Below are 24,991 nucleotides of genomic sequence, written 5' to 3' on the forward strand. Positions count from 1 at the left end.
GAGGTGTTCGTCGCGTGGCAGTGCGCCCAGCAACTGCGTTCCGCCTACCACCAGAAGGACCTCGCCGAGGGGCGGCGAATCGCCGAGAAGGTCGTCGACACATTCCACACCTGCCCGACCCCCGAGATCGCCCGCCTTGGCCGCACCCTCCGCCGCTGCCGGGCTGCGTTCCTGGCCTACTTCACGACCGGACGATCATCGAACGGCGGAACTGAGGCCGTGAACGGGATCATCGAGCTTCACCGCCGCCTCGCCCGCGGCTTCCGCAACCAGCACAACTACCGGCTCCGCATGCTCCTCGCCGCCGGCGGACTCACCCCATGACCCCCCACCGGATGTCCGAAGAGCCGCATAACCGAAGCCGGCCTGGCCAAGATCCGCGAGGCCGAACGCAAGGGCAAGGCCGAGGTGATCGAGAAGGTCAACAAGTACTTCGGCGACCTTGACCCCGACGACGTGGCCAACGCCGCCGAACGCTTCGAGCACATCCTGGAAGCGGTCTCCAAGGACCCAGCCCTGCAACAGCAGGCTGCCAACAACCCGGCGGAGGACCTGGTCCACTCCCCCGGCGTCATCCGAGCCATCGAAGACGCCCAGTGGCAGGTCGACGAAACCGAAAAGCGGATCACCGACTTCATCCAGCAGCAGGACCCCATGGTGATCCTGGAATTCCTGCTGAAGGAGATGGATCTGTACGGTCGACTGCGCCGAGGTTCCTCCACCGCGTAGGACCTGACCAAAGAGGAGTGGCGCGCTGCTTCAGCAGCGCGCCACTCCTCTTGTTACGCCATGTCGGGTTCGAAATGGGTCAGGACGTCTCGAGGAATCGGAGCCTCCAACTCGAAGTCCATCACCACTACGGGGTGCCCCTGTCCGTCCGACGACGGCATCGTCTGTTCACGGGGATTCGAAGCCTCAGCCGTACCGACGTAGTAGAAGTCTGATCCGTCCGCATCGTCCTTCTTGATGAAGATGTGCTTGGTGATCGACGGGTCGAGCACCCCCTGCACCTCTTCGCTTGCAAGCGTTCGATTCGAACGACTGAACCACGTCAGATGCTTCGCGTCCTCGATGCGGTCGCCGTAGGCGGTGCTCTCCGAGACGCTGTCGCTCTTGTGATACGTGATGAAGATGGGACAGCTGTTTGTCGCGCGGTCCACCTTGTACCCATAAATCGTGGACGTCTGATTCGTCGGCCAGTTCAGCTGGCGCGCAGCGTCCTTACGGGAATATTGCCGGCCCGGGGTGAAGGTCCTTGAGCTGTCGTATCGATCGGCGACGACCTGCATGCCGGTGCTGACGATGTCGCTGACTTCGTTCCTGAACTCATCCTCTTCCAGGAATTCGAGAATCTCCTCCGTCAGGGTCATCGATCCGTCCGGGTGAACACGAACAATCGGCTGTCCGTACTTCGTCCGCTCTTGCTGAGTCGAGAAATCGCCGCCCAGGACCCTTGCCACGCTCTCCAGTGATTCCTCGGCTCCATCGGCACGAACTCTAGCAACAACTCGCATGAGATCGTCTCGGCTAACGTCCTCCTCAGCGTCGATCAGCTCCCACAACACCTTGAGTTCGTGGGGGCGCTTGGAAAGCAGACCTTCGGCGGTCAGGTTGCCGAGCACTTCCAACTGCCGGGGTGTAAAGGGAGTCGTGCCGTTGACCTTGGCTTTGAACGCCGCGTAGCTTCCCAGCGCGGACGCCACGATGGTTGGATCCGGCGCATCCCTTACCCAAAAATCCATCAGTCGCGGAGCCCCTTCGAGACGCTGCTTCAGAATCTCGTACTGTTCCTTGAGGTTCCTAAACCCGTCGAGTTTCACCTTCGACAGCGAGTCCAGCACCCGGGCACGGGAGATCTCATCGAAGTGCACGGACGAGAGCTTGTGCAACGCCCCATCCTCGAGCGCAGTGGCCAAGGATCGACGGATCGAGTCCTTATTGAGCGACTTATCCCCGAGCAGGGCGATCGGGATCATGAAGTTATTGGAATAGTTTCCGATGAAATCGATGACGACCACGGATTCTTTGCCTTCGGCTTTTCGCAGGCCTCGGCCCAACTGCTGCAGGAAGACGATGGGCGACTTCGTTTGGCGCAACATCACCACCTGGTTCACTGTAGGGATGTCGACACCTTCGTTGAAGATATCCACCGTGACCAAGTAGTCAAGCGCACCGTTTTCCAGCTCCTCGACTGCGGCCTCACGAACTGCCTGCGAGTCGGAACCCGACAACGATCGCGCACGAAGCGGGCGGCCGAAGAGCTCCCGAGAATTCAGTTGGTCGGCAACTGCTGCAGCTTCTTCATTTCGGCTGCAGAAAACGAGCCCCCGGACGGGCAGCGCGGCCGAGACTCGTCTGGAGACCTCGCGAAGAATGTGGTCGACACGCTCATCCGACACCAGCGTCCCCAGCGGCGCATCCACCCACACCGTCTCGCCAGACTCGGTGACATAGTCAGTCACTCCATAGTAATGGAAGGGCGCCAGCAGCTCCGCCTCCAGCGCGTCTGCCAGGCGAATTTCGTACGGGACCTCGCGGTTGAACAGCTCGTAAATGTCTTCGCCGTCAAGGCGATCCGGCGTCGCCGTCATTCCCAGCACAAATTGCGGACTGAAGTAGTCCAGAATTTCCTTGAAGGATTGCGCTCCGGCGCGGTGCGCCTCATCAATGACGATGTAGTCAAAGGCGTCCTGGGCAAGGAGGCCCGCTGCGGTGAGCTGCCGCAAGCTCTGGGCCGTAGCAAAGACGTAGCGTCGATCGGCCTGCTTGGATGAGCCACTCACCAAACCGTAGTCATCCGCTGTCCCTCCCAACACCGTGCGGTAGGCCACCATCGACTTCTTCAGAATCTGCTCCCGGTGCGCCACAAACAGCAGTCGTCGAGCACCAAAATTGCGTACGTCCAGCGCCGACAGGTAGGTCTTGCCCGTACCGGTAGCGGAAATGATCAGTGCTCGCGGCGCCTCGTTCTCTCGGGACTTGGCGATGGCCTCCAACGCCTCGGCCTGCATCGTGTTGGGGACGATGACCGAACGGGACGGATCATCATTCCCGGGTGACGAGCCGAACTGCTGCACGTCCTCAAGCGCAGCATCCATTGCCAAATCAAGACTGCCCTCGACCTCGCGCCCTCGAACAGGCGGCTTCCACGATTCACGGTATCCGGCGACCCACTCTTCCGTGAGTGGCACGGACTGCTCTAGTTGCCGGCCGAAGCCGTCCTCGAGCTCTTGTGCGAGCGCACTTCCTGGAAGCGCGGAGACTCGCAAGTTCCACTCAACGTTGCCGTTCAAGGCACTCTGGGTCAGGTTTGAGCTGCCCAGGAAGGCGGTCACTCCTGCTGCTCGGTGGAACAAATAGCCCTTCGGGTGATAACCCGTGCCGCGGTAGATGTAGGTGTGGATGCCGTACTCACGTAGGTTCAGCAGGTCCGTGAACACCTTTGGGTCGTTGAATCCAAGGTAATCGGAGGTGACAATCGTGCCCCGCACGCCGTCGGTCCGGCCGAGCCGCGTGAGCTCGGCCCGCAGCCGCTGAAGTCCGCCCAGGGTCACGAAGGCAACCGACATTTCAAACCGGTCCGCCAGCTTCAGTTCATGGTTAAGCGCGCTGAGCATGTCTCGCCCGGCACTGTTGTCAAGCAATTTTGGCTGCATGCCTGGAGCATGCCGGTGCCCGAAATCCTGCTTGTCCAAGAATCCGACGCGAATCGAAGCCTCGAGGTCGTCGGCGGCGAAGTAGTCAGCTGGCACCCATCTGCCTTTCTTGCAGGAGCATCACCGCCGGGATGTCAGCGGGAGCCCAGTCGAGAGTCATCATGTCCTCGGGGGGCAACCAACGCACCTCCGTGTGCTCTGTCAGGCGAGGTTGCCCCTCTTCCAAAGTGCACAAGAACGTGGTAAGGATGACGATTCCAAAGTCATAATCATGTTCAGTAGTGACAATAAAATCACCGACAGAAATTGAACACAGTAATTCTTCATTTATTTCTCGCTCGAGAGCGGCCTGGGGCGATTCCCCTTCTTCGATCTTCCCGCCGGGGAACTCCCAGAGCCCGGCCAGGCTGCCCTTGCCCCGCTGAGCGCACAGGATGTGGCCGTTCGAGCGGTCCAGGATCACGGCGCCCACAACATTGATTCGTTTGGTCATGCTTGCCATTCTCCCGCGTCCCGGCCTCGAGCTCGGCAGCGTCAGATCCCAGGCGGCAGCATTCGATGGTTGAGCGCCCTCCACACCACACCATCGACCGACCGGTTGAGCCTCGCTGCCACATCTTCGATTGCGACCCCAGACTCAATGAAGCTGCGCATCAGGTCTAGTTCTTCCTTCTCGTAACCCTTGCGGTGTCCGCTGCCGTTGCCCAGCGGCTTCAGGATGTCTCTTCCCGAGTAGCCGTAGACCGTCCTCGCAAGCCTGCGAACCACCTGCTTCTGGTCGATCCTCATGCGAACGGCGATCGCCTTCACTTCGAACCCGTCCGCTGCCAGTTCCCGAGCGCGGGCGTCTTCAGCCGCGGTCCACTCACGGTCGGCTTCCGCGTACGGATCCTTGAGCGGGGCCCCTGCGCTCTTCGGGCCGGTTCTCGTCACGATGGTGGCATCCGGAGCCGTGCGGGTCACCTTGGTTGCCTTGGCAACCTGCGGCTCTGGCTGAGGCCGCGCCGCTTGCGGCTTGCTCGCGGGCGCCGGTTCGGACCGACCCTGAGTTGGAGTCTCGGCATTTCGCGTCGGCTTCGGAGCGGGGCGAGGAGTGGGTTTCGGGTGCGCAGCGGCCGTCAGAGTTTCCGTACGGGGCGAGGGGTGACCTGGCCGTTCCGGGGACGTTTCAGTCGCCTTGGCAGGACGATGCACAGTCTCGGTGAGGCCCACGCGCTCCGTCGCTCGGGGGCCCGACACGTACTGGCCGTCGTCACTCATCCTGACGGGTCCGCGTTCGGGTCTGGTCCTCTTAGCCCGCGGGGGTGTCGGCTTCGGAGAAGAGTCGCGAGGCGGCTCACGGGGTGTCGACGCCGGCGCCGGCGCCTCCGGGACCGGAAGACTCGGCGCCGCCGGGGCCGGACGCGTCGACGGTTCACCGGCCGCACCACGGCCCGGAGCCTCGACGTTGTCCTCCCATGCCGTTCCACAGGCCACTGGTTCGATCAACGGCGTCGCGACAGGTTCCTCACCCTCATGACGCCGGCGCGCCCATTGGCTCCCCACGAGGAATCCCAGGCTGAAGGCCAGGCCAACCACGACCAGAAGGGTCGCCACCCACATCACGTCACTCAGTTCCACGCAGAACACTCCATATTCGTTCCCTTCAATCGACGCAGCTACTTCCCTACTCGGCTGCCTCGGCCGACACCGCCGGCGGCCACGTTCGCACTCTTCGCTGCGCTCCCAGCCGCTCAGCCGCTCAGCCGCGAGAATCCACCAGCTTCCAGCACTCGGCCAACCGAGTCCTCACATTGGCGGTCCGATTCCGAAATCCAAAGGTCCCCAAGACCTTGTACTCGAGCTCAACACGCTCAAGTCCCGGATACCGCGAGCGCAGGAAACGGGCCGCATTGGCGAGTTCTTCGACGGGGATTTCAGCGAAGGGCCTCGGCTTACCTCCGCTGTGCGGCCTAAATTCGGCCCACGTCGCGCGATCGATCGACTCAGGCCACAAGAAACCACGGTTGTCCGGCTGCACCGCGATGTTCTCGACCTGACGCAGGACTGCGTTCTTTCGCTTCTTCTCGACGCGTGTGAGACCGAACGCGTTGCAGACGAGAATTGCGACTCGATCCTTGAGCACAGGACCCTCGAATTCCACGATTTCCTGGATCGCTGCCCTGACACTCTGCGAGTGCTTCCGCACTTTCAGATTGTCCAACACCGACACATCACCAAGCAGGGCCATCGGCCACGGCTCGAACCCTGCCCGGTGCCGCCCGAGCACGCCAGCACGGTCGCCGTCCGGATTCTCGAGGACCTCTTCGTCAGCGGGCGGCGCGTATGCCTTGGTCTCCTCGGCAGCGTCAGCTTTCTGCCCAACTGGATCAACATCCACGCTGATCGCTGGGGGCGCCTCACCGAGCCGCGGGATGTTGTCGCGCAGTTCGGTCGCACCAGCGACGCCTTCGGCGTCTCCGAAGTGGTCAAGCAGACGCACCACGAAGTCGGCTGCACGCCAGGCATCGAGGAGATCCATCTCGTCTTCGGGGTGGGCCAGGTGATTACGCACGATGCGCAACTCGCTGCCGAGCGTCGACACGGTGCGTTTGCGGTCATCTAGCGGGTAGCCCAGCTGTCCCAGTCGTTCGGTCAGCAGCCTGAGCTGCGCGTGCGGGTCATCCCTGCTGTAGTGGCCCGGCACTTTGCCCTTGAGCCGGTCGAGTTCGGACAGCAGCTCCGTCCAGGCCAGGCCGTTCAGTACATGTGCCAGCCGAACGTCCAGAATCGGGGCAAGCCGGCTGGCAAGCAACGTCAAAGCGCGCCCTGCCAACTCCCTTGTGGACAACTCCATGATTTCCCTTTCACGAGCAATAACGCATCGAAACTAACGCGAAGCTGCCGATAGCCACGGGCGACTCGACGCTTATGTCGATACTTCGTCTACAAGAACAGTGTTTTTGGTCCGGGCGAGCCCCAGCCTGACGAGGTGGGTGTCAGTCGCGGTCGCAGGCGAGCAGTCCAACGGCCTGCAGCGAAGCCACGAGCGACTCCGGCGTACTCGGGTCGATGCGGTGCAGATTGCCGGACAGATGCTCCGCCGGCCCCACGACCACGACCGGCGTGGGCCAGTCCCAGCGGCCCTCCCACGGAACGTCGTCACGCGGGCCGGCGAGGGCCAGCAGCTCGTCATCGAGCAGGGTGCGGCCGGCCTGGGCCTGGATCGCCGAAGCGATCTCCGGGTGGGCGTCGTGCATCAGGTAGCGGCACTGCATCTCCTCGGCCACGTCCACGGCGAACTCGTGACGCAGGTGAGCGGCCAGCTCCCCCGTAACCGAAGCGTGCAGCGGGATGAGCTCGGCGAGCAGCTCGGCGGGCGACGTCGACTCGACGTCCAGGGGCTGGGACTTCAGCACGTGGTGGGCAGGGCAAGACATGGATCCTCCTGGGAAAGCGTGGGAAGCAAGCGCCGCTTCACGGTGCGAGTGGGGCGCATGAGGGTGCACGACGTCGCCCGCTTGGCTTCCTGTTTGAAGCCGCGGGTGAGGCGTGGGTGAGGTGAGGTGCCGCCGTCCCGGCGCACCGGCTACGGCCCTTCGTGGGCGCGAGGCGGTGAGGCAGGGACGGCGGAGCCGCCCGGGGTCATTCCGGGTGGGGACGCGCCGGCATCAGCGTTCGGCGCTGGGTGCCCAGGGGCACTCTCCCGGGCGACGGCTATGCGGCCGTGCGCGGGAGGGCGATCTGGGCTAAGTCGCCCGCTCTGGCGGCGTGTGCGCCGCTGGCGGGGTGGGGCGCCGGTCCGTGCACGGCACGGGCGGCGGGAGGGAGGACGGTCGTTTCAACCATCACTCGCACCGATGCCTCGTTCGAGGCGGCTATCGCTTTGCGACCGAAGGCGCGCAGGGCCGCCTTCGGGAAAACAACCGAGCGCGGCGTGGCGCCCGCTCGGTTCAGCTGCCGGGCCGGCTCAAACGAGCGGCCCGCGGTGCGGTGCTGGGGGTGAATCGACGTTCCTTTCCTCGGGGACATGGCCTCCGGCGGGTGCTGTCCGCCAGGTGATGACAACCATCATGGAGGGGTCTGACACTTTGGTCCAGCCGGGTCACCTGGGCGGTTTTTCTTAGTTTATTTTTCCGGGGGATGACCCCGCGTTCTGCCGTCTCCGCTGCGCAAGAGAACCTCATTTGTCACCCCACGGCGGATCCATCGAACTGATGTTCGCTTTTCGTTTCGGAGAGTTAATGGCATTCTTTCTTGCCATGAACAAGTTTATTCCTGCGGCCATGGTTGCCGCGCTTGCGCTCACGGTGACCGCGTGCAGCACCGTCGAGCCCGCCGACTCCAGCGCACCGCCCGCCGTGGTGTCGTCCCCGACCCCCACCGAGCAGTCCCTGGAAGCCGAGCCGCCGGCCAGTTCCTCGTCCGTAGCAGAGCCCAGCTCTGAGACCGCATCCCCGGCGCAGAGCGAGGACGTCGTCTTCGGCCAGACTGCGTCATGGCAGGACGGGATCTCCGTTGTGCTCTCCAAGCCGCGCAAGTTCACTCCGAACGAATACGCCGCTGGCGTGGAAGGCAAGAAGCACGTGGTCCTGGACGTCACCCTGACGAACGGCACCGCCGAGAAGTTCGATCCCACCTCGTTCCACTTGGCTGCACAGTCCGGCGACGGCGAGGCGTCCCAGATCTTTGACAGCGCCAGCGGCGTGGGCGAGTACCCCCAGACCCAGCTTCGCGCGGGCAAGAGCGTGAAGTGGAAGATCGCGTTCTCCGTTGAGGACTACAACGATCTGGCCGTCGACGTCACTCCGGACTTCGATCACGACACCCAGATGTTCACGTTCTGAGTGTGCCAATCACCAAGGGCGGGGCGGATCATGTCGATCCGCCCCGCCCTTGCTTCAGTTCACCGCCGCCAACACACCGGGCAGTCAAGCCAGAGGTCCGCCACGTCCTACGGCGGGGCCGCCTCGAGGAATCACGAGCTCGACGCCGGGGCCGTAGCTGGCTCGACAACGAGACCGACCCTTGGATGATATGGACGTTTTGGGCGTTTTGGGCGATCATGGATTCATGGCCACGACGAACACCATCACCCCGAAGGTCATCGACGCGCCCCAGGACCTCAAAGAGTTGTTGAACCTTTCAAAGTTCCTTGAGAGCCACGACTCGCCCGCGCTCCTGCTCGGCCCCGACGGCGAGCAGGTTTCCCTGCCCTTGGCGGTCTATGAGGTGCTCAGGCAGGTCGCCACAGCCATGGAGCGGGGCTCTTCTGTCAGTGTTCAACCACTCGACCGGCAGCTCACGACCCAGCAGGCGGCCGAGCTCCTCGGCATCAGCCGAAACACCCTGATCAGGCTGCTTGACGAACACGAGCTTGCCTTCGAGCGGCTCGGAGCGTCCAGGCATCGCCGGCTCAGGTTGAGCGACGTGCTCGCCTATCGAGAGCGAAAGAGACAAGATCGCGGTAGCCGGCTCAACGAGATGACCCGGCAGGCCTTCGAGGACGGCCTCTACGACGTAGATGCTGCGGACTATCAATCCGCGCTGCGCGCCGCCCGCAAGGGCTGAACGCGATGGCCCGCTACGCGGCGTTCTTGGACGCCTGCACCATCGTGCCCTTGGCACCCTGTGACACGTTGCTGCGGATGGCTGATGCCGGGGCGTTCCGCCCGCTGTGGTCGGCGCGTGTCCTCGATGAGGCCATGCGGGCCCTCGTGCGCATCCACCCCGGAGTCGACCCGAGCCGTTTCCAGAGCCGCTTCAACTCGATGAACCACGCTTTCGACGATGCGCTGGTCTCAGGCTGGGAACCCCTCGTCGGCGCGTTGGAGCTTCCCGACCAGGATGATCGTCACGTCGTTGCTGCGGCACTGCTTGGCAGAGCCGACGCCATCGTCACAGCCAACGTGAAGGACTTCCCCTCCACGGTGCTCGGTCCGCTGGGACTGGAGGCGGTGACCGTGGACGACTTCCTCCTCAACCAGTTGGGGCTGAGCGAAGCATCCACGCTAGCGGTCGTCCGTGCGCAGGCAGAAGCCATGCGGCACCCGCCGGTCGAGTTGGATGAGCTTCTCTCGCGCCTGAGGCGGAGCGGCGCACCGAAGTTCGCGGCAGCCGTCGACGCTCTCACCGGAGACGACGCCGACACGCAATCAGCGTAGCGAAGCATGGCCGCCACGGTGGCCGGTCCCGGCGGCAGAGAGCGACTGCCCCCTGTTCACCGTTGCGAGCCTCGAAGCTGCATCGACCGCCGCCCATTCGTGCACGCGGCGGATTCCCGTTCGTCTCACGCGCCGGTCACCCTCCGGAACACGTCCTCGCCGCCGATCTCCAGCAGGTCCTGCGGGTTCCCCACGACCACCAGCTCGCTGCGCGCCCTCGACAGCCCCACGTACAACTTCTGGGTCGCCAGAGCGTTGTCCGGGTCGTCGTTCAGCGCCAGCACCACCACGGGTCGCTCGAGGCCCTTGAACCCCAGCACGTGCCCGTAGAACACCTCGTCGCCGGCAAAGAACGCGTCCCAGTACCCGGCCGGGCCCACGGCGTCCACCTGCGCGATCTGCTCGCCGTGGCGCCGCCCCGTGGTCAGGAGGGCGACGTCCCCAGGTGACCACCCGGCGTCGAGCATTGCCTCCACCTGATCATCCGCCGCCTCCGTCACGGAGGCGCCCGCCGCCACCGGCACAAAGCGCACCGGGACGCCCGCGTCCATGCGCGCGATCTGCTCCACCGGCGTGAGCGGCGCGAAGCACTCCGCGATCGTCGCCGTGTTGCGCAGATTGTCATCCAGCGGGAACGGGCTCAGCGTGATGGGCGAGGACCCCTCGCGGTCGAACACCTTCTGATGCGCGTCGGCGAACACGAACAGCTCGCCGTCCTCGCCGCCGAGCAGGCAGAGGGTCAGGCCCTCCCACCACGAATCGGCGAAGTCCTGCGCCTCGTCCACCACGATCGCCTCGAAGCGGTGCTCATCCGGCAGCTCGGCGGCCAGCTCGGCCAGGCGCCGCGGGAGCACCTCGTCGTAGTACTGCGCGATCTCCTCGCGCGTCCCTTCCGGCTCAGCCTCGGCTCCCAGCAGCACGGGCAGATCGTGGAAGAGCCCCACGAACTGCGGGCGTTCCTCCGGCGGCCACCCGGCCACGGTGAGCTCGAAGTGCCGGGCCAGGCCGCGCGAATAGCAGACGAGCGCCACGCGCTTGCCGGCGCGCACCTGATCGCGCGCCTTCATGAGCGCCAGGTGTGTCTTGCCGCTGCCCGCCCCGCCAATCAGCTGCGCCCGGTGCTGGAAGCGCAGCAGCGCGAGCACCTTCTCCTGCTCGCGCGTGAGCTGATTGCCCGCGTCGGTGATCTCCTGCGAACGCAGCTGCGCGTTCTCCACGGCCTTGTGCGTGGCGCGCAGCGTCTTCAGCACCACCGCCGTCTGCTTCTCAGTCAGCACGGACGCGCTCGCGCCCTGCTTGCGCAGGGCCTCGGCCAGGAAGCCGGCCAGGTGCTCCACATCCTGCGCGAAGGCCACCAGGTGCCGGGGCGCGTCAGGCACCGCCCACTTGGGCGGCGCCTGGGTATAGGGAAGCACGACGACGTGCGTGATCCGTCCCAGGCCAAAGGACACCCGCGACTTCAGGAACTCGGAGAGCTCGTGCTTGGCCTGGCGGACCTGCTCGATGGGCGACTTTGCGAGGGCTCGGCGGCCCGAGCCGTCGGACTGGAACCACTCGCCGTCCTGCACCGAGACGGTGCCGCCCTTGACCTCGAGCGCGACCACGCCAACCTCCGGCCAGAACACGAGGAGGTCGATCTCCACTTCGCGGGCGTGATCGGTAATGCGCTGGCCCACGAGCACCGTGGCCTCGTCGGGGAGCTGCTCAACGAGCGCTTCCCAGACGGTGCGCTCCGACTGCGTGGCGAATTCCGGGGCCTCGGGGATGCTGGTGGCGGTCACTGCTTTCCCGAATCCTCGCCAACTCGCTTCTCCATCCACACCAGAATGTCGAACACGCGCAAGGCGCTCAGATCCGGGTGTCCGGCCTCGCGCCCGAGATCGAGGAGTGTTCTTTCAACCTTTCGCTCATTCCGTGAAAGCGCCTCGTGAAACTCGCGCCACTGCGCGGCATCCGATTTGAGACCCAACACCGACTTCACGAACGAGTCGTAGATCGGAATGAGCTGCGGACGCTTGCGCGCCATCAGCTTTGACGTCATCACCACACCGATTCCGTCCACTCCGTGGATGAGCTTCCACAAGCGCATCGCTGGCGCATCCTTCGAGTGCAGTTCATCCACCTCGTCCTCCTACAAGGAAGCCAATGGCCTGTCAGGAAGCTTGGCCAGCAACATAGACAGCTCCGTGGCGTGAGTGACGAGAAGCGCCTTCGATTGTTCCCATGCCAGTGGCACCGACAGAGTCCACAGCGCGGCAAGGTCGCTCACATCCACATGATCTGGCCCATTACCCTCAATGGTCAGAGTTTGGAAGGCGGCACCCGTGTAGCCACCCCCAGCCATGTAGGTCCGCAAGTTGCCGAGGTGCCAAGCCTTCCCTTCCGCCGTATCCAGGTTCAGCAGGAATTCTTCAAACTCGTCAGGCAACTTCACAGGCATTGCGTCTCGCTTCCGCGGCGTTCGACAGGGTTACGCCCATCCTGGCCGCAGAAAAGGGAATTGCCTAGTGCTGGCTAAGTGTCGCAGCCCTCTGCCACCATTCATCTCAACTGAAGGGGCTACTTGACCGAACAGAACGAGTTCACCATTGTCGGCAGGGGCAGCGAGGCGCCCATCGAGACGGCCATCCGCGAGCACCTTGCCGCGGACGGCTGGTCCGTCGAGGACCGCCCCAAGGCCACGGGCGTGGACATCCTCGCGCACCGCGACGGGCGGCGCCTGCTGATCGAGGTCAAGGGCAACACGGGCTCCAACTCGGGCCTGGACGTGCAGACGCTCTACGGTCAGATCCTGGAGCGCATGGTGGATCCGAGCGACGAGTTTGCCCTCGGTTACCCCACGGCCGTCCGTTCCAAGATCGACCGCGTCCCGGCCCGAGTCCAAGCACTGCTCGGTCTGACCTTCTTCGAGGTGGACGAGAACGGCGCGGTGACCCGCCGCGATCCGTCCTGAAGAAAGTGACTACCGCGCTCCGGCCACCACGCCCCGCAACGCTGGCCGTCCCCTAGGAGTAGGCCGAGGAACGCCGCGTCACAAACACCGTTAGACGCACACTCACCGCTTTGCCCCAATCCCTGGTGAAATGGTGGGCACGCGGTCCCGGGACGCCCCGGGGCCGCGAACCAGCATTCACGCTGTCCAGGGGGAACACGCATGAAGAGCACGCTCCGGGTCTCCGCCGCGGTCGCCACCGCCGCCTGCGCCCTCGCCCTGGCCGCCTGTTCGGCCGAGGAGGGCATCCCCGGCGTTCCCGGGCTGGGCAGGACCCCCGGCCCCGCCGTCACCTTCACCGAGCGCGGGCCCGAGCCGTGCGGCGGCTCGGGCGAGGCCTACTGCACCCCTCCCCCGGAGACCAGCCAGGCGCCGACCACCGCAGCGACTCCAACGGACACGGCCGCCACAACAACGCCGGCACCCACCACCCCGGCCACCACCCCAGCGCCAAGCACCACGGCAACCAGCCCGAGCCCAACGAGCACCGAGAAGTCCCGTGCCTACGGCCTGCTCTACACGGACGACAAGAACAAGTACATCGACTCCAAGGTGCCCTTCATCGCCGGCGTCGTCACGCGCGAGACCAGGGCGATCTCCGCGAGCTACGCCTTCGAGCGCATGGACGTCGACTACAAGTGCCCGGGCACCGACGCCCCGGAACCCGAAAACGGCCACTTTGTGCGCGTCTTCTACTTCCTCGGCAACTCCAAGGCCGATCGCGCGACCGGCCCCACCCTTGACGTCACGGCCCACACCTGGAGGTTCCTCGATGAGGACGGCACCCCGTGGATGGGCAACCTCGTCACGCGGGCGGCCCTGAGCTGCTCCGGGAAGACGTCCGAGTCCTGGGGAGGCACCGCCAAACCCGGCTGGATCGCCAGCGGCACCCTCGTCTTCGACGTCCCGTCCACCTCCGGCATCCTGCAGCACACCTTCAAGGAGGGCATAGGCGGCTGGCGCTTCCCCGTGGAGAACGCCAACACGAACTTCCGCAGCCTCGACGAGCGCGTCGCCGAAAACTTCGGCAAGTGAGCACCACAAGAAGGTGGGCCGGGACTCACGCCCCGGCCCACCGCCGTGGTGCATTGACTCACAGAACTACCGGATCAGCCCCGAGGCATAGCTCGTGGTGTTCGCCGTGGTGATGGTCTCGTAGAACAGCGCCTTGCCGTTGATGTCCGAGAGCCAGGCCCTGCTGTTGCTCGTGTAGATCGTGTACTTGCCGGTCGCAGCGTCGAACACCGGGACCACCTTGTAGCCGGGGTCGCCGTGATTGAAGGGCCGGCTCCACGTCCACGTCACGCGGCTCCCGCTGACCATGCCCGCCGCGGCGTACGTGCCCGTGGGCGGCTGCACGAGCCACGCCTTGCGGTTCTTCAGATCCATGATCAGCTGGCCGTTGCCGCCACGTTGTCAGCGATCGCGATCGACGCGTTGGGGCTCGTGCTGAGCGAAGCGACCGTGTCGTCGATCCACTTGGCCCACGGCCAGGTCTTCTGCGTGTAGGACAGCAGCACCTTGCCGTCGCTGAGCCGCTTGAGCGCCGTGAGCTCGCCGCCGTACCAGTGCTCCTTGACGGACCGCAGCGCCGAATACACCAGCGTGCCGTTCAGCAGCTACACGTCACGCGCGTTCTTCACGAGCACCGTGGCCTTGGAGCCGTACAGCGGAACGGAAACCACCTCGGCACCGATCACCGCGTGATTCTTGAGGAGGTAGCGGTCGTAGTAGACCTTGCCGCCGACCAGCACGGGGTTGGCCCACTGATTCTCGGTGGGCAGGAACGTCTTCACCGAGGGCTTGGTCCCCGTTCCCTTCAGCACGTACAGGTTGACGCCGCCCTTCACCATGCCGATGGCGAAGAACGTTGACCCTTGCACGGAGATGTACGTGATTTCCCCCTTGAGCGTGCCGGAGTAGTAGTTGCGCACCGAGCCGCCGCGCTCCTGCACCTTCACGGTGCCGCCGGTGACCCCGACGACCCGACCGTCCGGCAGGACCCGCTGCGTCGATGCCCACTCCCTGGCGCTGGCCTGATACCCGGAAAGGGCGGTGCCCTTGAGCACCTTGGCCTGCGCCGCGGTCACGACGGTCGCCTTCACCTGGGCGCCCTTGTCCCAGCGGAAGGGCATGGCCTCGGTGGCGGCCGTGACGGCCGCCCGGTGCACGACGGCGTGTGCCGCCTGGGCGGGCGCCGCGCCTTGCGCTTGGGCCGGGAGGGAGGACCCGAGGACTCCCGCGGCCAGGCCCAGGCCGAGCGCGGCGGCCGTGGCGAGCTTGAGGGTGCGAACCGCGGGGCGCGGGCCGTGACGGCGCACGCTGAGGCGTGAAGAATCCATGACAGCTCCTGTGGGAACGGGGGGTGGGCGCCGGGGGTGGGCGTGCGGAGTTCACACAGTGTGTGGATTCGAAACGGTGTAAGACATGCCGTACCGGGCGGTTGCCATCCATACGATGCACAAAATCACGGTCGTCACAAAAGATGTCTTCATTCGCCCTTTGGTCTTCTGTCGCGCGGGCGCGGGAAGGGCCGGGATCCAGAGTGGATCCCGGCCCTTTCGAGGGGGTTGCCAGGTCACCGCGCAGTCACGACGGTGGGTCAATCAGGCTCAGGCGCGGCGGCGGCGCACCATGAGTAGCAGGACGGCACCCACGCCGGCGGCCACGGCGGCCGTCGCGGCGATCACACCAAGCGTGGAGCTCGCGCCCGTCTTGGCCAGGCCCTCGCCCTGCGCGGCCTCGGCGACGTCCGCCGGGGCGACCTCGCGCGTCGGCAGGGCCACGCCCACCGTGCCGTTCGGGCCGCGGCTGACGGACACGCCACCCACGTCGATGTTGTCTCCCGGGGTCGTCTCGCGGGTGGGCTCGACGATGCCGCCGGTCGCGGTGGTGGAGGTCGGAGGAATGACCTCGCCCGAGGAGCTCGGGGCACTCGAGCCCGGAGTCTCTGGCGGGGCCGTGGTGCTCGTCGGGTCGACGACGCCCGTGGGCTCCGTGGAGGTGGGGGCCGTGGTGGTCGGGGCGACTGTGAGCTCCGTCGTAGACGGCTCAGTTGAGGTCGGATCGACCGTGGGCTCCGTCGACGTCGGATCAACCGTCGGCTCAGTCGACGTCGGATCAACGGTCGGCTCGGTCGTGGTCGGGTCCACCGTGGGCTCCGTCGTGGACGGCTCCACCGTGGGCTCCGTCGTGGACGGCTCCACCGTGGGCTCCTTCATGGACGGCTCCGTCGAGGTCGGATCAACCGTCGGCTCCGTCGAGGTCGGATCAACCGTCGGCTCCGTCGAGGTCGGATCAACCGTCGGCTCCGTCGAAGTCGGGTCAACCGTCGGCTCCGTGGTCGGATCCACCGTCGGCTCCGTCGACGTCGGCGCCGTCGTCGTGAGGGTGGGCGTCACCACGGCACCACCGAAGCGACCGGACATGTCGCCCGTCGCGCCACCCGGGGAGACGGCGTTGTTGAAGTAGAGCACCGGCTCACCATCAACGAGCAGCGAGCCCTGGGCCGGCACGAGGCGGCAGTCCTTGGCGGGCTTGTGCGAGGGGGCATCGCCGACCCACTGGATCTGGATGATGTCCAGGTAGTTCAGCTCGCCGCTCCACGTGTAGATGAGGTGGCCGTTGTTGCCACCCTTCTGCACCACCTGGACGCTGATGTTGCCGCGCGGGGTCACGTTAACGATGGAGCCGGCACTGCCGGCCACACACTCGCCTACGAACTTCCACGTGGCCTGAATGGTATGGCTGGCGGCCTGGGCGCTCTGGGCGCCAACGAGTCCGGCGATGGACAGCGCGAGGGCAGTGCCGAGGGCGGCGATGGCTCCAAGCCAGCGTCGAGTCAACAACGAAATGCACATCCTGTCGGGTGCGAGTCGCTACTGACACATCCACTGAACTGACTCAGTAGTGACTCTTGAGTACGGGTAATACCTACTGAGAATCCGGACCCGTCACCAGAAATTCAATGTGACCCCACGCACAATCTATATACGGAATGGCATTTTGGATGTCATGTGCAATAAACGACGTCCGCGCACCCGCAAGAACCTCACACCGTCAGCGGGAGGTAGGACGTTTATTGACGCGTCAACGACCAGTGATCGACCACACAGGCCGCATCTCAGCATCCGACACCGACATCCCGCTCCCCGGACGCGGCACAACGGCGCCCGGGCGGCGCAAGCCGCCCGAACGCCGTCGTGCCGTGAAATGAAAAAGGAGGGTCAGCGCACGCGCGCCGTGACCTTCGAGGCCACCGCCTTTGACGCGTAGCCGGCCTTGCTTCCAGTGATCTTCACGCGCAACGTCTTCCCGCGATCTGCGGCCTTCAGCTTGTACGCGTTGCCCGAGCCCACCGCGGCGGCGCGGCCACTGCGATACCAGCGGTAGGTGGCCTTCACCCCGCCCGGCGACCAGCTCGAGGTGGTCGCCCTGAGGGTCTTACCCACGCGACTCGTCCCGCTGATCGTGACCGCCTTGGCGCCGAGCGTCCCGGCCTTCACGGCCGCCGTCGCCTTCGAGGTCACGGTCCGCGCCGCGTACCCGGTGCGCGAACCCGTCACCTTCACGGTGATGGCGCGCCCCTTGTCCGCGGCGGTGAGCTTGTAGCTGCTGCGCGTGGCGCCGGAGATCGCCTTGCCGCTGCGGTACCAGCGGTAGGAGAGCTTCACCGACGGCGTCGAGAACGCCCTCACCGAGGCCTTGAGCGTGGCGCCGACCTTGGCCGTGCCGGCGATGCTCACGGAGCCGCCCGCCACGCTCTTCATGGTCGACGAACTCACCACGAGCGGCTGGGCGGCGACGTACGCGTCCACCCCGCTGTAGCTGCCGACGAGGCTCTTGCCCGCCTTCGTCTTGTAGAACACCGTGGTGGCATACATGGCCCACGTGCCCTTGTCGCCGCTGCGCTTGGTGTAGAAACCGACGCCGTAGGTGTCGTAGTCGCTCGCCAGCATGTTCGCGAGGTGCGCGGGCGAGGCAACCCACTGATCAAAGATCCCGCTCACGTCCACCGTGGAGCGCGCGGCGATGTTCTCGCCCCACACCTGCCAGCTGCCGGTGAAGCGCTGCATGCTGGGGCGCTCGGCCGCGCTTTGGGTGTGGCGGAAGGTGTTCGTGGCCGCCATCTTTTTGGCCCAGTTGTAGGCATCCTGCGTGGCGTACAGATTGAAGCGCAGCGGCTTGAGGCCCTTGCTCTTGCGCAGCGCGTTCAGCCGCTTTTCGAAGAGCTGGATCGCCGCAACACCCTGCCCCGAGACCGCGGCGTCCAGCTTGCGCGCGGCCGCGGCCGCCTGCACCGAGGATTGCACGACGGCGGCCGGTGCGGCGGGTGCCCCGCTCGCCGGGGCGGGGCTTGCCTGGGCTACCCCGTGGCCGGGGCCTGCGAGGCCCACGCCGAGGCTGAGCGCGAGGGCCGTGAGGAGCGCGCCCCATCGGCGCGCAGAGGGGGCGGCAGGGCGAGGGCGCACGGAGGTCTCCTGGGAGTGATGACTCATGCTGACGCTGTCATATCTTGCCAGGGTTTCACGTGAAAAGGGGTTAAACGTCCTACAAATGATTGCGTGAGTCTGATTGTTTGAATTGCCTTGACTTACAGTGTTCGTCGGGGCTACACGAGCGCTCTCATTTCGCCTGGCCCGGTCGGCGTCGAGGCTAGGCTGGGGGCATGGCCAGCACGCTCTTCAGCGACCTCGACGCGATCCTCTTCGACCTGGATGGCACCCTCATCGACTCCACGGCGGTGACCAGCAAGGCCTGGGCCCGCTGGGGTGTGGAGCTGGGCATCGGCCGCACCGACTTCCACGACCACGGCGTGCCGGCCCGCCAGGTCATCCAGGGCGTCATCGACAGCGGCGACCTTGATCCGGCCCGCTACGACGAGGCCTTCGCGCGCATCAACTTCCTCGAGGAGAACGACACCGAGGGCGTCATCCGGCTGCCCGGCGCCGCCGAGCTGCTCGCCTCGCTGCCCGCCGGGCGCTTCACGATCGTCACGAGCTGCACCAACGCCCTCGCGGCGGTCCGGCTCGGCGCCGTGGGCTGGAGCGCCCCGCCGCTCATGGTCACGGCCGACATGGTCTCCGTTGGCAAGCCCTCCCCCGAGGGCTACCTGCTCGGGGCACGGCGGCTCGGGGTGGATCCCTCGCGCGTGCTCGTGGTCGAGGACGCGCCCGCGGGCCTCGCCGCCGGCCGGGCGGCCGGGGCGAGGACCCTCGGGCTGACCGGGACCTACTCGGCGGCCGAGCTCGACGCCGACGTGGTCCTGGACTCGCTCGACGGCGTGCTCGCGCTACCCACCGCGGCCGGCGAGCCGATCACGCTCGTGCGTTCCTGAGCGCCGGTCTGGGCAGCGCCCGTCTCCGCCGGCGCGCCCGGCCCGGCCGACGCGCCGCCCGTTCCTCGGCCGTCTCCTTCGCTCGCGGCGCCGTCCGCCCCGCCGCCCCAGCGGGTGCGCCGACCGCGCCAAGCCAGCACAGCGGCGTCGAGCACCACAAACGCGGCCAGGCTCAGCCCGAGCGCCGGGAGGAACAGGCCGAGCGCGAGGCCGGCGCCGCCGAAGGCGGCCCAGCCCCACCACGGCACGTCCCGCGGCCGGAAGCTCGGGGCCGCCAGGCCGGAGCGCAGACCCGCCGGCCGGCGCCTGAACCACATCCGGTAGCCCGCCAGGATCACCACGGTGATCGCCAGCGCCAAGACCAGCAGCGCCGCCTGGTTCCAGACCCCGAAGAGGTCGCCCATGTGCAGCGCGATCCCCCACGTGGTCAGCTGCGCGGCGAGGGGCTGGGCGGCGAAGTCGACGCGGTCCGTGGCCGTGCCGTTGGCGCGGTCGATCGCCACCTGGTTGGCGGCCGTGGGGAACTGCGCCCGCGTCTCCCTAACGACCCACGCCTTCTCGGGGCTGCTCGGCGGCACGACCTCCACCTGCGCGGAGCCGATGCCGTTCATCCGGGCGAACGAGAGCACCTGTGTAAAGGCCGCCGGGTCGCTCCAGAGGTTGCCTCCGTCGGTGGCAGTCGCGGCGCCGTGGTGCGCCGCGTGTTCGTCCTCGTGTGTTGCGGTGCCGCCGAGGGACGAGTCGAGCCTGGGTGAGGTCCAGCCCCACGCCGCGCGCAGTTCACCGACGTTGGCGCCGGCCCACTGCGACCACGTGATGCCCGTGGCGGAGAGGAAGAGCATGCCGGCCAGCGCCCAGATGCCCGTGGAGAGGTGCAGGCGGCGCGGGCCGCGGCGGACCGCCGGCTTCAGCAGCTCCGCGCGCTTGTTCTTGCGCGTCTTGCGCCACGTCCAGGCCCACAGGAAGAGCCCGGCCGCGGCGATGATGCCGAGCCAGGACGCCGCCAGTTCGCTGTACTTCTGCCCGGCCTGCCCGAGGTACAGCGAGGAGTGGAAGCCCTCGAGCCAGTGCCGCATCGGCGACTGCCCCAGGCTCGTGTAGCTCGTGAACTCGCCGCGGATCTGCGCCGTGGTGGGGTCCACGAAGACGGTGCGCAGGCCGCCGTCCTCGTCGCTCGGCTCGGGGTAGAGCACGCGCGTGGTCTGGCCGGCGTCCGGGGCCGGGCGCACGGCCTGGATGACGCCGCCGCCCGTGTAGGCCTGGGCAGCGGCGATCTGCTCGGAGAGGGACCGCTGCTCGTCTCCGGCCCGGCCCGCGCTCGTGAGTTCCTGGGCGTAGACGATCTTCTCCAGCTGCGGGGTGACCGCGTACGCCGCGCCCGTGAGCGCCGCGAGCAGGATGAAGGGCGCCACGAAGACGCCGGCGTAGAAGTGCAGGCGCATCACGAAGGGCTTGAGCCACGGGCGGCGGCGGGTGCGGGAGGTGCCGGTGGCTCCGGAGGTTCCGGTGCCGCGGGAAGTGGGCTGGCCGGAGGCCGCAGGTCGGCCTTCAGGCGAAGGCTCGGGCGTTGTCCCGGACGGTGTCTCGGGCGCTGTCTCGAGGGTGGACGGGGGCAGGGAGGCGCGCTCGTGCGCCTGGGGGCTATGCATGGTCGGTCCTTGGGGATCCGTGCCGGGGCAGGGTGGCGCACGGCGCTGGGGGCCGCGAAGGGCGCCCCGGCTACGTGGCAGGGGCGCACACCGTCGCGGCCCGCGGCGCTGAGCCGCCGGCCTCCGGCAATGAATGGGTGGGAGCGCGCCGCGGCGCCGGCGGACCCGCGCGCCGGGACGTGGTCCGGGGCGCGAGGGATCCCCCGGGCGCACGCTAGCGGCGCGCGGGCCCCGCGCACGGCGGGGCCGGGATCACACCAAGGAGGGAGGCCCGCGGAAGCGCAGGCTCCCCACGAGCCGCAGGCTCAGAGGGGCGGCGAGGACCGCCTCGCGCCTGGCCCACACGTGCGGCGCGGTCCGGTGGGCGAAGCGAAGCACGCGCAAGGCGGAGCCCCACGCGAGCGCCAGCGCCTCCCCGAGGCGGGCCACGCAGACCTCGCCCCAGCGGGCCACCGCGGCCGTGAGCAGCGCCGCGGCGAGGTGCAGGCTAAACATCCACGCACCGTCGTGCGCGCCCGCCGCGGTGGCGGCGGAGGCCGCCGTCGCCGCGGAGGCGAGGGCCCCGCCCGCGTGAGCTGAGGCGTGGGTCGCGGCGCCGTCGGGCAGGTGGCCCATGGAAGCCATGTCGTGCCCGGCGTGCTCACCGCCGAGCGGAACGGCCGCGGGCTGCGCGGCGGGCACGGCGGAGAACAGCAGGTGGTAGGCCAGCTGGGCCGGGACAAAGATCGCGAGCGAGCGCGGCAGGGACGGCGCGCGGCGGATCACCGGGAGCGCCGCCACGGCGCCGAGGGCCACGGCCAGGAGCGGGCCGAGCCAAGAGGTGACGCTGCCGCCGGCCAGCAGGTGGCCAGCGAGGGCGCATAGCACGGCGATCGCCGACGCGAGCCACGCGCGGGCGAGAACGGCCATGCCTTGCACCGGATCTACCTCCTTGCGAGCCTCGGCGACGCCGTCCATCCTTCCACAGCGGCGGCGGCGCCGGTGCGCCGTGTTCCCTCCCCCGTCGTGGTCCGATTGTGTGTCGCCGGAGGCCCCGCGGGCGGACCTACTGGTCAGTACGCGGACAAGAAAGGAGGAGCGGGGCGGGGCAGGTCGAGGGCAGAGCGGGGCGAGTGTTCGCCCCGAACGTGCAACGGGGCCCCTCGTGCGTCCATGACCTCGCGCGAGGGGCCCCGTTGGCCTGTGCCCGGGGCTGAAAACCCCGGAAGAAGAGCGGAGCCCTTCGTGCGTCCATGACCTCGCACGAAAGGCTCCGCTGGATGTTGGGGGTGCGCTCCCCCGCCGCTCAAGCAGAGCTGGCGGCGGGGGCCGCACCGGCCGGACCGTGGCGACCAGCGGGTCAGCGACGGTCCGGGAGGCTCACCACTTGTCGGAGCGGATGAGCTTCTGGTTGACGAACTCGTTGGCGCCGATCAGGCCCAGCTCGCGGCCGGTGCCGGAGCGCTTGATGCCGCCGAAGGGCAGCTCCGGCGAATCGGCGTCGACCAGGTTGACGTAGACCATGCCGGCCTCGATCTTGTCGGCCACGCGGGCGGCCTGCTCCTGATCGGTGGTCCAGAGGTAGGAGCCCAGGCCGAACGGCGAATCGTTGCCGACCTTGAGCGCCTCCTCTTCGGAGGCCACCTTGTACACGGACGCCACGGGGCCGAAGAGCTCCTCGCGGTAGGCGTCGTTCTCGGAGTCGATGTCCGTGAGGATCGTCGCCTCGAAGAAGTTGCCCTCGTGGCCACCGCCGATGGCAACCTTGGCGCCCTGCGCCACGGCGCGGGAGACCTGCTCGGCCAGGCGCTCGGTGGCGGCCGTGGAGGAGAGCGGGCCGAGGAAGGTGTCGCCCAGGGCCGGGTCGGAGGCCTTGATGCCGGCGAAGGCCTCGGTCAGTTTGTCCAGGAACTCCTCGTAGAGGTCCTCCTGCACAATGAAGCGCTTGGCGGCGTTGCAGGCCTGGCCGTTGTTGCCCAGGCGAGCGGAGACGGCGGCCTCGACCACGGCGTCCATGTCGTTCGTGGAGAAGAGGTAGAACGGATCCGAACCGCCCAGCTCCAGGACAACCTTCTTCAGGTTGCGGCCGGCCACCTCGGCGACGGCGGCACCGGCGCGCTCGGAGCCGGTCACGGAGACGCCGGCGACGCGCGGATCGGCGATGACCTCGGCGGACTGCTCGTTGGTGAAGCGCACGTCCTGGTAGGCACCCTCGGGGAAGCCGGCGTCCAGGTGGATCTGGTGGATCGCGGCGGCCGACTCGGGGCACTGCGGGGCGTGCTTGAGCAGGATGGTGTTGCCGTTGACCAGGTTCGGGCCGGCAAAACGGGCCACCTGGTAGTAGGGGAAGTTCCAGGGCATGATGCCCAGCAGCACACCCAGGGAGGACGGGCGCATGACCGCGGTGCCCTCGCCCAGCAGGCCGGCGACCGGACGGTCGGCCGTGATGGCCTCGGCGTTGTCGGCGTAGAACTCGTAGATGTCGGCGGAGAAGTCGACCTCGCCCAGGGCCTGCTCGAGCGGCTTGCCCATCTCGCGCACGATCAGATCGGCGAGCTCCTCGCGGCGCTCGCGGTGCAGCTCGGCGACGCGGCGCACCAGCGCGGCGCGCTCGGCGACCGTGGAGCTGCGCGACCAGCCGTCGTGCGCGGCCTTCGCGGCGGCAACGGCGTTCTCGACCTGCTCGGCCGTGAAGATGGGGTAGCTGGCCCCGGTCTCACCGGTGGCCGGGTTAACGACGGCGTAATCGCTCATGATTCCCTTTCGTGGGCGGGGACCGGAGACCCGGTCACCCCGCTGGCTGAACTCTGCATGCTGACGGGGTCCTGCTCTCCGCGCAGCAGCGCGGACACCTTGTGTGCCGCCCGGTGACCCGAGCGCACCGCCCCCTCCACATGGAGGTGGCCCGTGCCTTCGAGATGGTCACCCGCCACGGCGAGCGGACCCTCGATCATGACACTGCTCACACCGTACCCGTGCTCGCGCCGCGTCTCCACATAGCCCAGTTCCTGTGCCGGGAACGCCCCGACGTAGGCCTGCACCGAGGCCAGCACGGCCTCCCTGCGCTCGGCTTCGGGGAGGGCAAAGAGCTCCGCTGCGGCCTCGCCCGAGGCGTGCGCGGTGAGGACACCGGGGCCGGTCGGCGCGCCGATTCCGGCCACGTCCCAACTCTCGTCCTGTAGCTCCTGCACGGCAGCGCCCGGGCCGAAGCCGCGGCCGGAGAGGCCGCGCTCGCGCCAGAACGGGGAGGGGAACACGGCGTGCGCCGTGAACCAATCAAGGGAGTGCCCGACGGCGCCCTGGGCACCGCACGCCCCCGGCTCGCCTGGGTGCCCACCGAGCAAGGCCTTGGCCGTGGGTGCCGGCACCGCCAGCACCGCGGTCTTCGCCTTGACGGTGAGGTCCCCGGAGATGGCCTCGACGCCGGAGGCGGCGACCCGCACGACGCTCGCCTCCCGCCCCAGCCATACGTCGTCGGGCAACTCGGCTTCGAGCGCGGTGGCCAGGCGGAACAACCCGCCCACCACGCGATGGGCCGCGCGGAAGCCGCGGTCCACCACATTTGAGACGCTGCCGGCTCCGGCGGCCAGGCGCAGCGCGTCCGCGAGCGGCAGCTCGCGGCCGGCGCCGCCGGCGTGGGATCCGGCCAGCAAGAGCACCAGGGCGGCCCGGGCCGGCTCGTCGGCGACGTTGACGTCGAGCCAGTCCCCGAGCGTGCCCGGAAGTTCGGAGGGTGCCGCGCCGGTCAGCGCCTCGAGCGAGGCGATCGCGGAGACCATGGCTGCCTCGGAGGCCTGGGGCACCGGGAGCAACTCGCCGGCGTAGCGCAGCCGGGCGCCGCCGGCACCGAGGTAGACGTCCTCGCCCTCCCCCGCGGGGGTGAACACCGGAACGTTGAGTTCGGCGGCCAGGTCCAGCGTCGCGGAGTGATCAGCGGCGAGCCACGCTGGTCCCGTCTCCACGGGAACTCCCCCGATCTCGGTCAGGCCCACGCGGCCGCCCACGCGCTGGCGCGCCTCGAGCACGGCCACGGAAAAACCGTGCCGTTCGAGGTCACGCGCCGCGACCAGGCCGGAGAATCCGGCGCCGATCACGACCGCGTCGCGGGTCAGGGTGGGCATAACGTCCTCGGTGACTCGTGGGGGAGCTTGCCGCCCCGGGCCAGCCGTGAGGCGGGGTAGCGGGGTGGCGGGTTCGCCCTCAGGCGAACCCACAAAGGCTGAAGGGTGGGGCCG

The 24,991-nt window shown here is 67.5% G+C and carries 23 protein-coding genes and 1 pseudogene; 8 read left to right on the forward strand and 16 right to left on the reverse strand.

What is annotated here, in order from left to right; all coding sequences use genetic code 11:
* Positions 1-324: transposase (locus DWB68_RS11595; RefSeq protein WP_147391661.1), on the forward strand; the 324-nt coding region annotated here is incomplete at its 5' end.
* Positions 325-408: 84 nt separating this feature from the next.
* A complete protein-coding gene (locus DWB68_RS11600) occupies positions 409-729 on the forward strand; it encodes a hypothetical protein (protein WP_119425289.1) in 321 nt (106 codons plus the stop codon).
* Positions 730-782: 53 nt separating this feature from the next.
* On the opposite strand, the gene DWB68_RS11605 is transcribed toward DWB68_RS11600, so the two are convergent.
* From DWB68_RS11605 to DWB68_RS11625, 5 genes are all read right to left on the reverse strand, one after another.
* Positions 783-3,752, reverse strand: a complete 2,970-nt coding sequence (locus tag DWB68_RS11605; RefSeq protein WP_119425290.1) for a DUF3427 domain-containing protein — start codon at positions 3,750-3,752, stop codon at positions 783-785.
* Complete coding sequence (locus tag DWB68_RS11610) at positions 3,742-4,149, reverse strand: (deoxy)nucleoside triphosphate pyrophosphohydrolase (RefSeq protein ID WP_119425291.1); 408 nt, start codon at positions 4,147-4,149, stop codon at positions 3,742-3,744. The genes DWB68_RS11605 and DWB68_RS11610 overlap by 11 nt, the downstream gene beginning before the upstream one ends.
* A gap of 41 nt (positions 4,150-4,190) precedes the next feature.
* Positions 4,191-4,619: a hypothetical protein gene (locus DWB68_RS11615; RefSeq protein WP_119425292.1), complete on the reverse strand. Its 429-nt coding sequence runs from the start codon at positions 4,617-4,619 to the stop codon at positions 4,191-4,193.
* 778 nt (positions 4,620-5,397) lie between these two features.
* A complete protein-coding gene (locus tag DWB68_RS11620) occupies positions 5,398-6,492 on the reverse strand; it encodes a DUF3320 domain-containing protein (RefSeq protein ID WP_119425293.1) in 1,095 nt (364 codons plus the stop codon).
* Positions 6,493-6,634: 142 nt separating this feature from the next.
* Positions 6,635-7,075 (reverse strand): hypothetical protein, encoded by a 441-nt coding sequence (locus DWB68_RS11625; RefSeq protein ID WP_147391662.1) that lies wholly within the window; start codon positions 7,073-7,075, stop codon positions 6,635-6,637.
* Between the two features lie 804 nt (positions 7,076-7,879).
* On the opposite strand from DWB68_RS11625, the gene DWB68_RS11630 reads away from it, so the two are divergent.
* The 3 genes from DWB68_RS11630 (at position 7,880) to DWB68_RS11640 (ending at position 9,799) form a co-directional block, all read left to right on the forward strand.
* The gene (locus tag DWB68_RS11630; protein WP_147391663.1) at positions 7,880-8,482 is read left to right on the forward strand and encodes a DUF4352 domain-containing protein; all 603 of its coding nucleotides are present in this window, start codon (positions 7,880-7,882) and stop codon (positions 8,480-8,482) included.
* Between the two features lie 226 nt (positions 8,483-8,708).
* Positions 8,709-9,206, forward strand: a complete 498-nt coding sequence (locus tag DWB68_RS11635) for a helix-turn-helix domain-containing protein (RefSeq protein WP_119425337.1) — start codon at positions 8,709-8,711, stop codon at positions 9,204-9,206.
* A 5-nt stretch (positions 9,207-9,211) separates the two neighbouring features.
* On the forward strand, positions 9,212-9,799 hold the full coding sequence (locus tag DWB68_RS11640; protein ID WP_119425296.1) for a PIN domain-containing protein: 588 nt from the start codon (positions 9,212-9,214) through the stop codon (positions 9,797-9,799).
* Between the two features lie 125 nt (positions 9,800-9,924).
* Here DWB68_RS11640 and DWB68_RS11645 read toward each other — a convergent pair whose 3' ends face one another.
* Together DWB68_RS11645 and DWB68_RS16805 are read right to left on the reverse strand one after the other, a co-directional pair.
* A complete protein-coding gene (locus tag DWB68_RS11645; RefSeq protein WP_119425297.1) occupies positions 9,925-11,580 on the reverse strand; it encodes a nuclease-related domain-containing DEAD/DEAH box helicase in 1,656 nt (551 codons plus the stop codon).
* Positions 11,577-12,239 (reverse strand): annotated as a pseudogene (locus DWB68_RS16805) (DUF6308 family protein). The gene DWB68_RS11645 and the pseudogene DWB68_RS16805 overlap by 4 nt, the downstream one beginning before the upstream one ends.
* A 123-nt stretch (positions 12,240-12,362) precedes the next feature.
* On the opposite strand from DWB68_RS16805, the gene DWB68_RS11660 reads away from it, so the two are divergent.
* Both DWB68_RS11660 and DWB68_RS11665 read left to right on the forward strand, forming a co-directional pair.
* Complete coding sequence (locus DWB68_RS11660) at positions 12,363-12,752, forward strand: protein NO VEIN domain-containing protein (RefSeq protein ID WP_119425300.1); 390 nt, start codon at positions 12,363-12,365, stop codon at positions 12,750-12,752.
* A 201-nt stretch (positions 12,753-12,953) separates the two neighbouring features.
* On the forward strand, positions 12,954-13,826 hold the full coding sequence (locus DWB68_RS11665; RefSeq protein ID WP_119425301.1) for a hypothetical protein: 873 nt from the start codon (positions 12,954-12,956) through the stop codon (positions 13,824-13,826).
* A 66-nt stretch (positions 13,827-13,892) separates the two neighbouring features.
* Here DWB68_RS11665 and DWB68_RS11670 read toward each other — a convergent pair whose 3' ends face one another.
* The 5 genes from DWB68_RS11670 to DWB68_RS11690 all read right to left on the reverse strand — a co-directional run bounded on the left by DWB68_RS11670 (position 13,893) and on the right by DWB68_RS11690 (position 18,289).
* Positions 13,893-14,180, reverse strand: coding sequence for a hypothetical protein (locus DWB68_RS11670; protein ID WP_119425302.1), 288 nt, complete (start codon positions 14,178-14,180; stop codon positions 13,893-13,895).
* A 2-nt stretch (positions 14,181-14,182) separates the two neighbouring features.
* Positions 14,183-14,392 carry a hypothetical protein gene (locus DWB68_RS11675; protein ID WP_119425303.1) on the reverse strand — a complete coding sequence of 70 codons (210 nt, stop codon included), beginning with the start codon at positions 14,390-14,392 and terminating at the stop codon, positions 14,183-14,185.
* Positions 14,393-14,410: 18 nt separating this feature from the next.
* A complete protein-coding gene (locus DWB68_RS11680; RefSeq protein ID WP_119425304.1) occupies positions 14,411-15,133 on the reverse strand; it encodes a hypothetical protein in 723 nt (240 codons plus the stop codon).
* 270 nt (positions 15,134-15,403) lie between these two features.
* Entirely contained in the window at positions 15,404-16,636 is a 1,233-nt protein-coding gene (locus tag DWB68_RS11685; RefSeq protein ID WP_119425305.1) for a hypothetical protein, read from the reverse strand.
* Positions 16,637-17,017: 381 nt separating this feature from the next.
* Positions 17,018-18,289 (reverse strand): CAP domain-containing protein, encoded by a 1,272-nt coding sequence (locus DWB68_RS11690; RefSeq protein ID WP_147391665.1) that lies wholly within the window; start codon positions 18,287-18,289, stop codon positions 17,018-17,020.
* A gap of 170 nt (positions 18,290-18,459) precedes the next feature.
* Between DWB68_RS11690 and DWB68_RS11695 the strand changes: the two genes are divergently transcribed.
* Entirely contained in the window at positions 18,460-19,128 is a 669-nt protein-coding gene (locus DWB68_RS11695) for an HAD-IA family hydrolase (RefSeq protein WP_119425307.1), read from the forward strand.
* On the opposite strand, the gene DWB68_RS11700 is transcribed toward DWB68_RS11695, so the two are convergent.
* The 4 genes from DWB68_RS11700 to DWB68_RS11715 all read right to left on the reverse strand — a co-directional run bounded on the left by DWB68_RS11700 (position 19,023) and on the right by DWB68_RS11715 (position 24,877).
* Positions 19,023-20,777, reverse strand: coding sequence for a PepSY-associated TM helix domain-containing protein (locus DWB68_RS11700; RefSeq protein WP_147391666.1), 1,755 nt, complete (start codon positions 20,775-20,777; stop codon positions 19,023-19,025). The genes DWB68_RS11695 and DWB68_RS11700 overlap by 106 nt on opposite strands.
* Before the next feature lie 252 nt (positions 20,778-21,029).
* The gene (locus DWB68_RS11705) at positions 21,030-21,686 is read right to left on the reverse strand and encodes a hypothetical protein (RefSeq protein ID WP_147391667.1); all 657 of its coding nucleotides are present in this window, start codon (positions 21,684-21,686) and stop codon (positions 21,030-21,032) included.
* A 450-nt stretch (positions 21,687-22,136) separates the two neighbouring features.
* A complete protein-coding gene (locus DWB68_RS11710) occupies positions 22,137-23,510 on the reverse strand; it encodes an NAD-dependent succinate-semialdehyde dehydrogenase (RefSeq protein WP_119425310.1) in 1,374 nt (457 codons plus the stop codon).
* Positions 23,507-24,877, reverse strand: a complete 1,371-nt coding sequence (locus tag DWB68_RS11715) for a flavin monoamine oxidase family protein (RefSeq protein ID WP_119425311.1) — start codon at positions 24,875-24,877, stop codon at positions 23,507-23,509. The genes DWB68_RS11710 and DWB68_RS11715 overlap by 4 nt, the downstream gene beginning before the upstream one ends.
* Between the last annotated feature and the right edge of the window lie 114 nt (positions 24,878-24,991).

Origin of the sequence: Galactobacter valiniphilus (assembly GCF_003575975.1) — a bacterium.
GTDB classification, from domain to species: Bacteria; Actinomycetota; Actinomycetes; order Actinomycetales; family Micrococcaceae; genus Galactobacter; species Galactobacter valiniphilus.

Excerpts from the sequence above, each read along its gene's own strand:
- DWB68_RS11610 (WP_119425291.1), bottom strand. The coding sequence starts at position 4,149 with ATGACCAAACGAATCAATGTTGTGGGCGCCGTGATCCTGGACCGCTCG.
- DWB68_RS11620 (WP_119425293.1), bottom strand. The coding sequence starts at position 6,492 with ATGGAGTTGTCCACAAGGGAGTTGGCAGGGCGCGCTTTGACGTTGCTT.
- DWB68_RS11625 (WP_147391662.1), bottom strand. The coding sequence starts at position 7,075 with ATGTCTTGCCCTGCCCACCACGTGCTGAAGTCCCAGCCCCTGGACGTC.
- DWB68_RS11630 (WP_147391663.1), top strand. The coding sequence starts at position 7,880 with ATGGCATTCTTTCTTGCCATGAACAAGTTTATTCCTGCGGCCATGGTT.
- DWB68_RS11635 (WP_119425337.1), top strand. The coding sequence starts at position 8,709 with ATGGCCACGACGAACACCATCACCCCGAAGGTCATCGACGCGCCCCAG.
- DWB68_RS11640 (WP_119425296.1), top strand. The coding sequence starts at position 9,212 with ATGGCCCGCTACGCGGCGTTCTTGGACGCCTGCACCATCGTGCCCTTG.
- DWB68_RS11665 (WP_119425301.1), top strand. The coding sequence starts at position 12,954 with ATGAAGAGCACGCTCCGGGTCTCCGCCGCGGTCGCCACCGCCGCCTGC.
- DWB68_RS11670 (WP_119425302.1), bottom strand. The coding sequence starts at position 14,180 with ATGGATCTGAAGAACCGCAAGGCGTGGCTCGTGCAGCCGCCCACGGGC.
- DWB68_RS11680 (WP_119425304.1), bottom strand. The coding sequence starts at position 15,133 with ATGGATTCTTCACGCCTCAGCGTGCGCCGTCACGGCCCGCGCCCCGCG.
- DWB68_RS11690 (WP_147391665.1), bottom strand. The coding sequence starts at position 18,289 with ATGAGTCATCACTCCCAGGAGACCTCCGTGCGCCCTCGCCCTGCCGCC.
- DWB68_RS11695 (WP_119425307.1), top strand. The coding sequence starts at position 18,460 with ATGGCCAGCACGCTCTTCAGCGACCTCGACGCGATCCTCTTCGACCTG.
- DWB68_RS11700 (WP_147391666.1), bottom strand. The coding sequence starts at position 20,777 with ATGCATAGCCCCCAGGCGCACGAGCGCGCCTCCCTGCCCCCGTCCACC.
- DWB68_RS11705 (WP_147391667.1), bottom strand. The coding sequence starts at position 21,686 with ATGGCCGTTCTCGCCCGCGCGTGGCTCGCGTCGGCGATCGCCGTGCTA.
- DWB68_RS11710 (WP_119425310.1), bottom strand. The coding sequence starts at position 23,510 with ATGAGCGATTACGCCGTCGTTAACCCGGCCACCGGTGAGACCGGGGCC.
- DWB68_RS11715 (WP_119425311.1), bottom strand. The coding sequence starts at position 24,877 with ATGCCCACCCTGACCCGCGACGCGGTCGTGATCGGCGCCGGATTCTCC.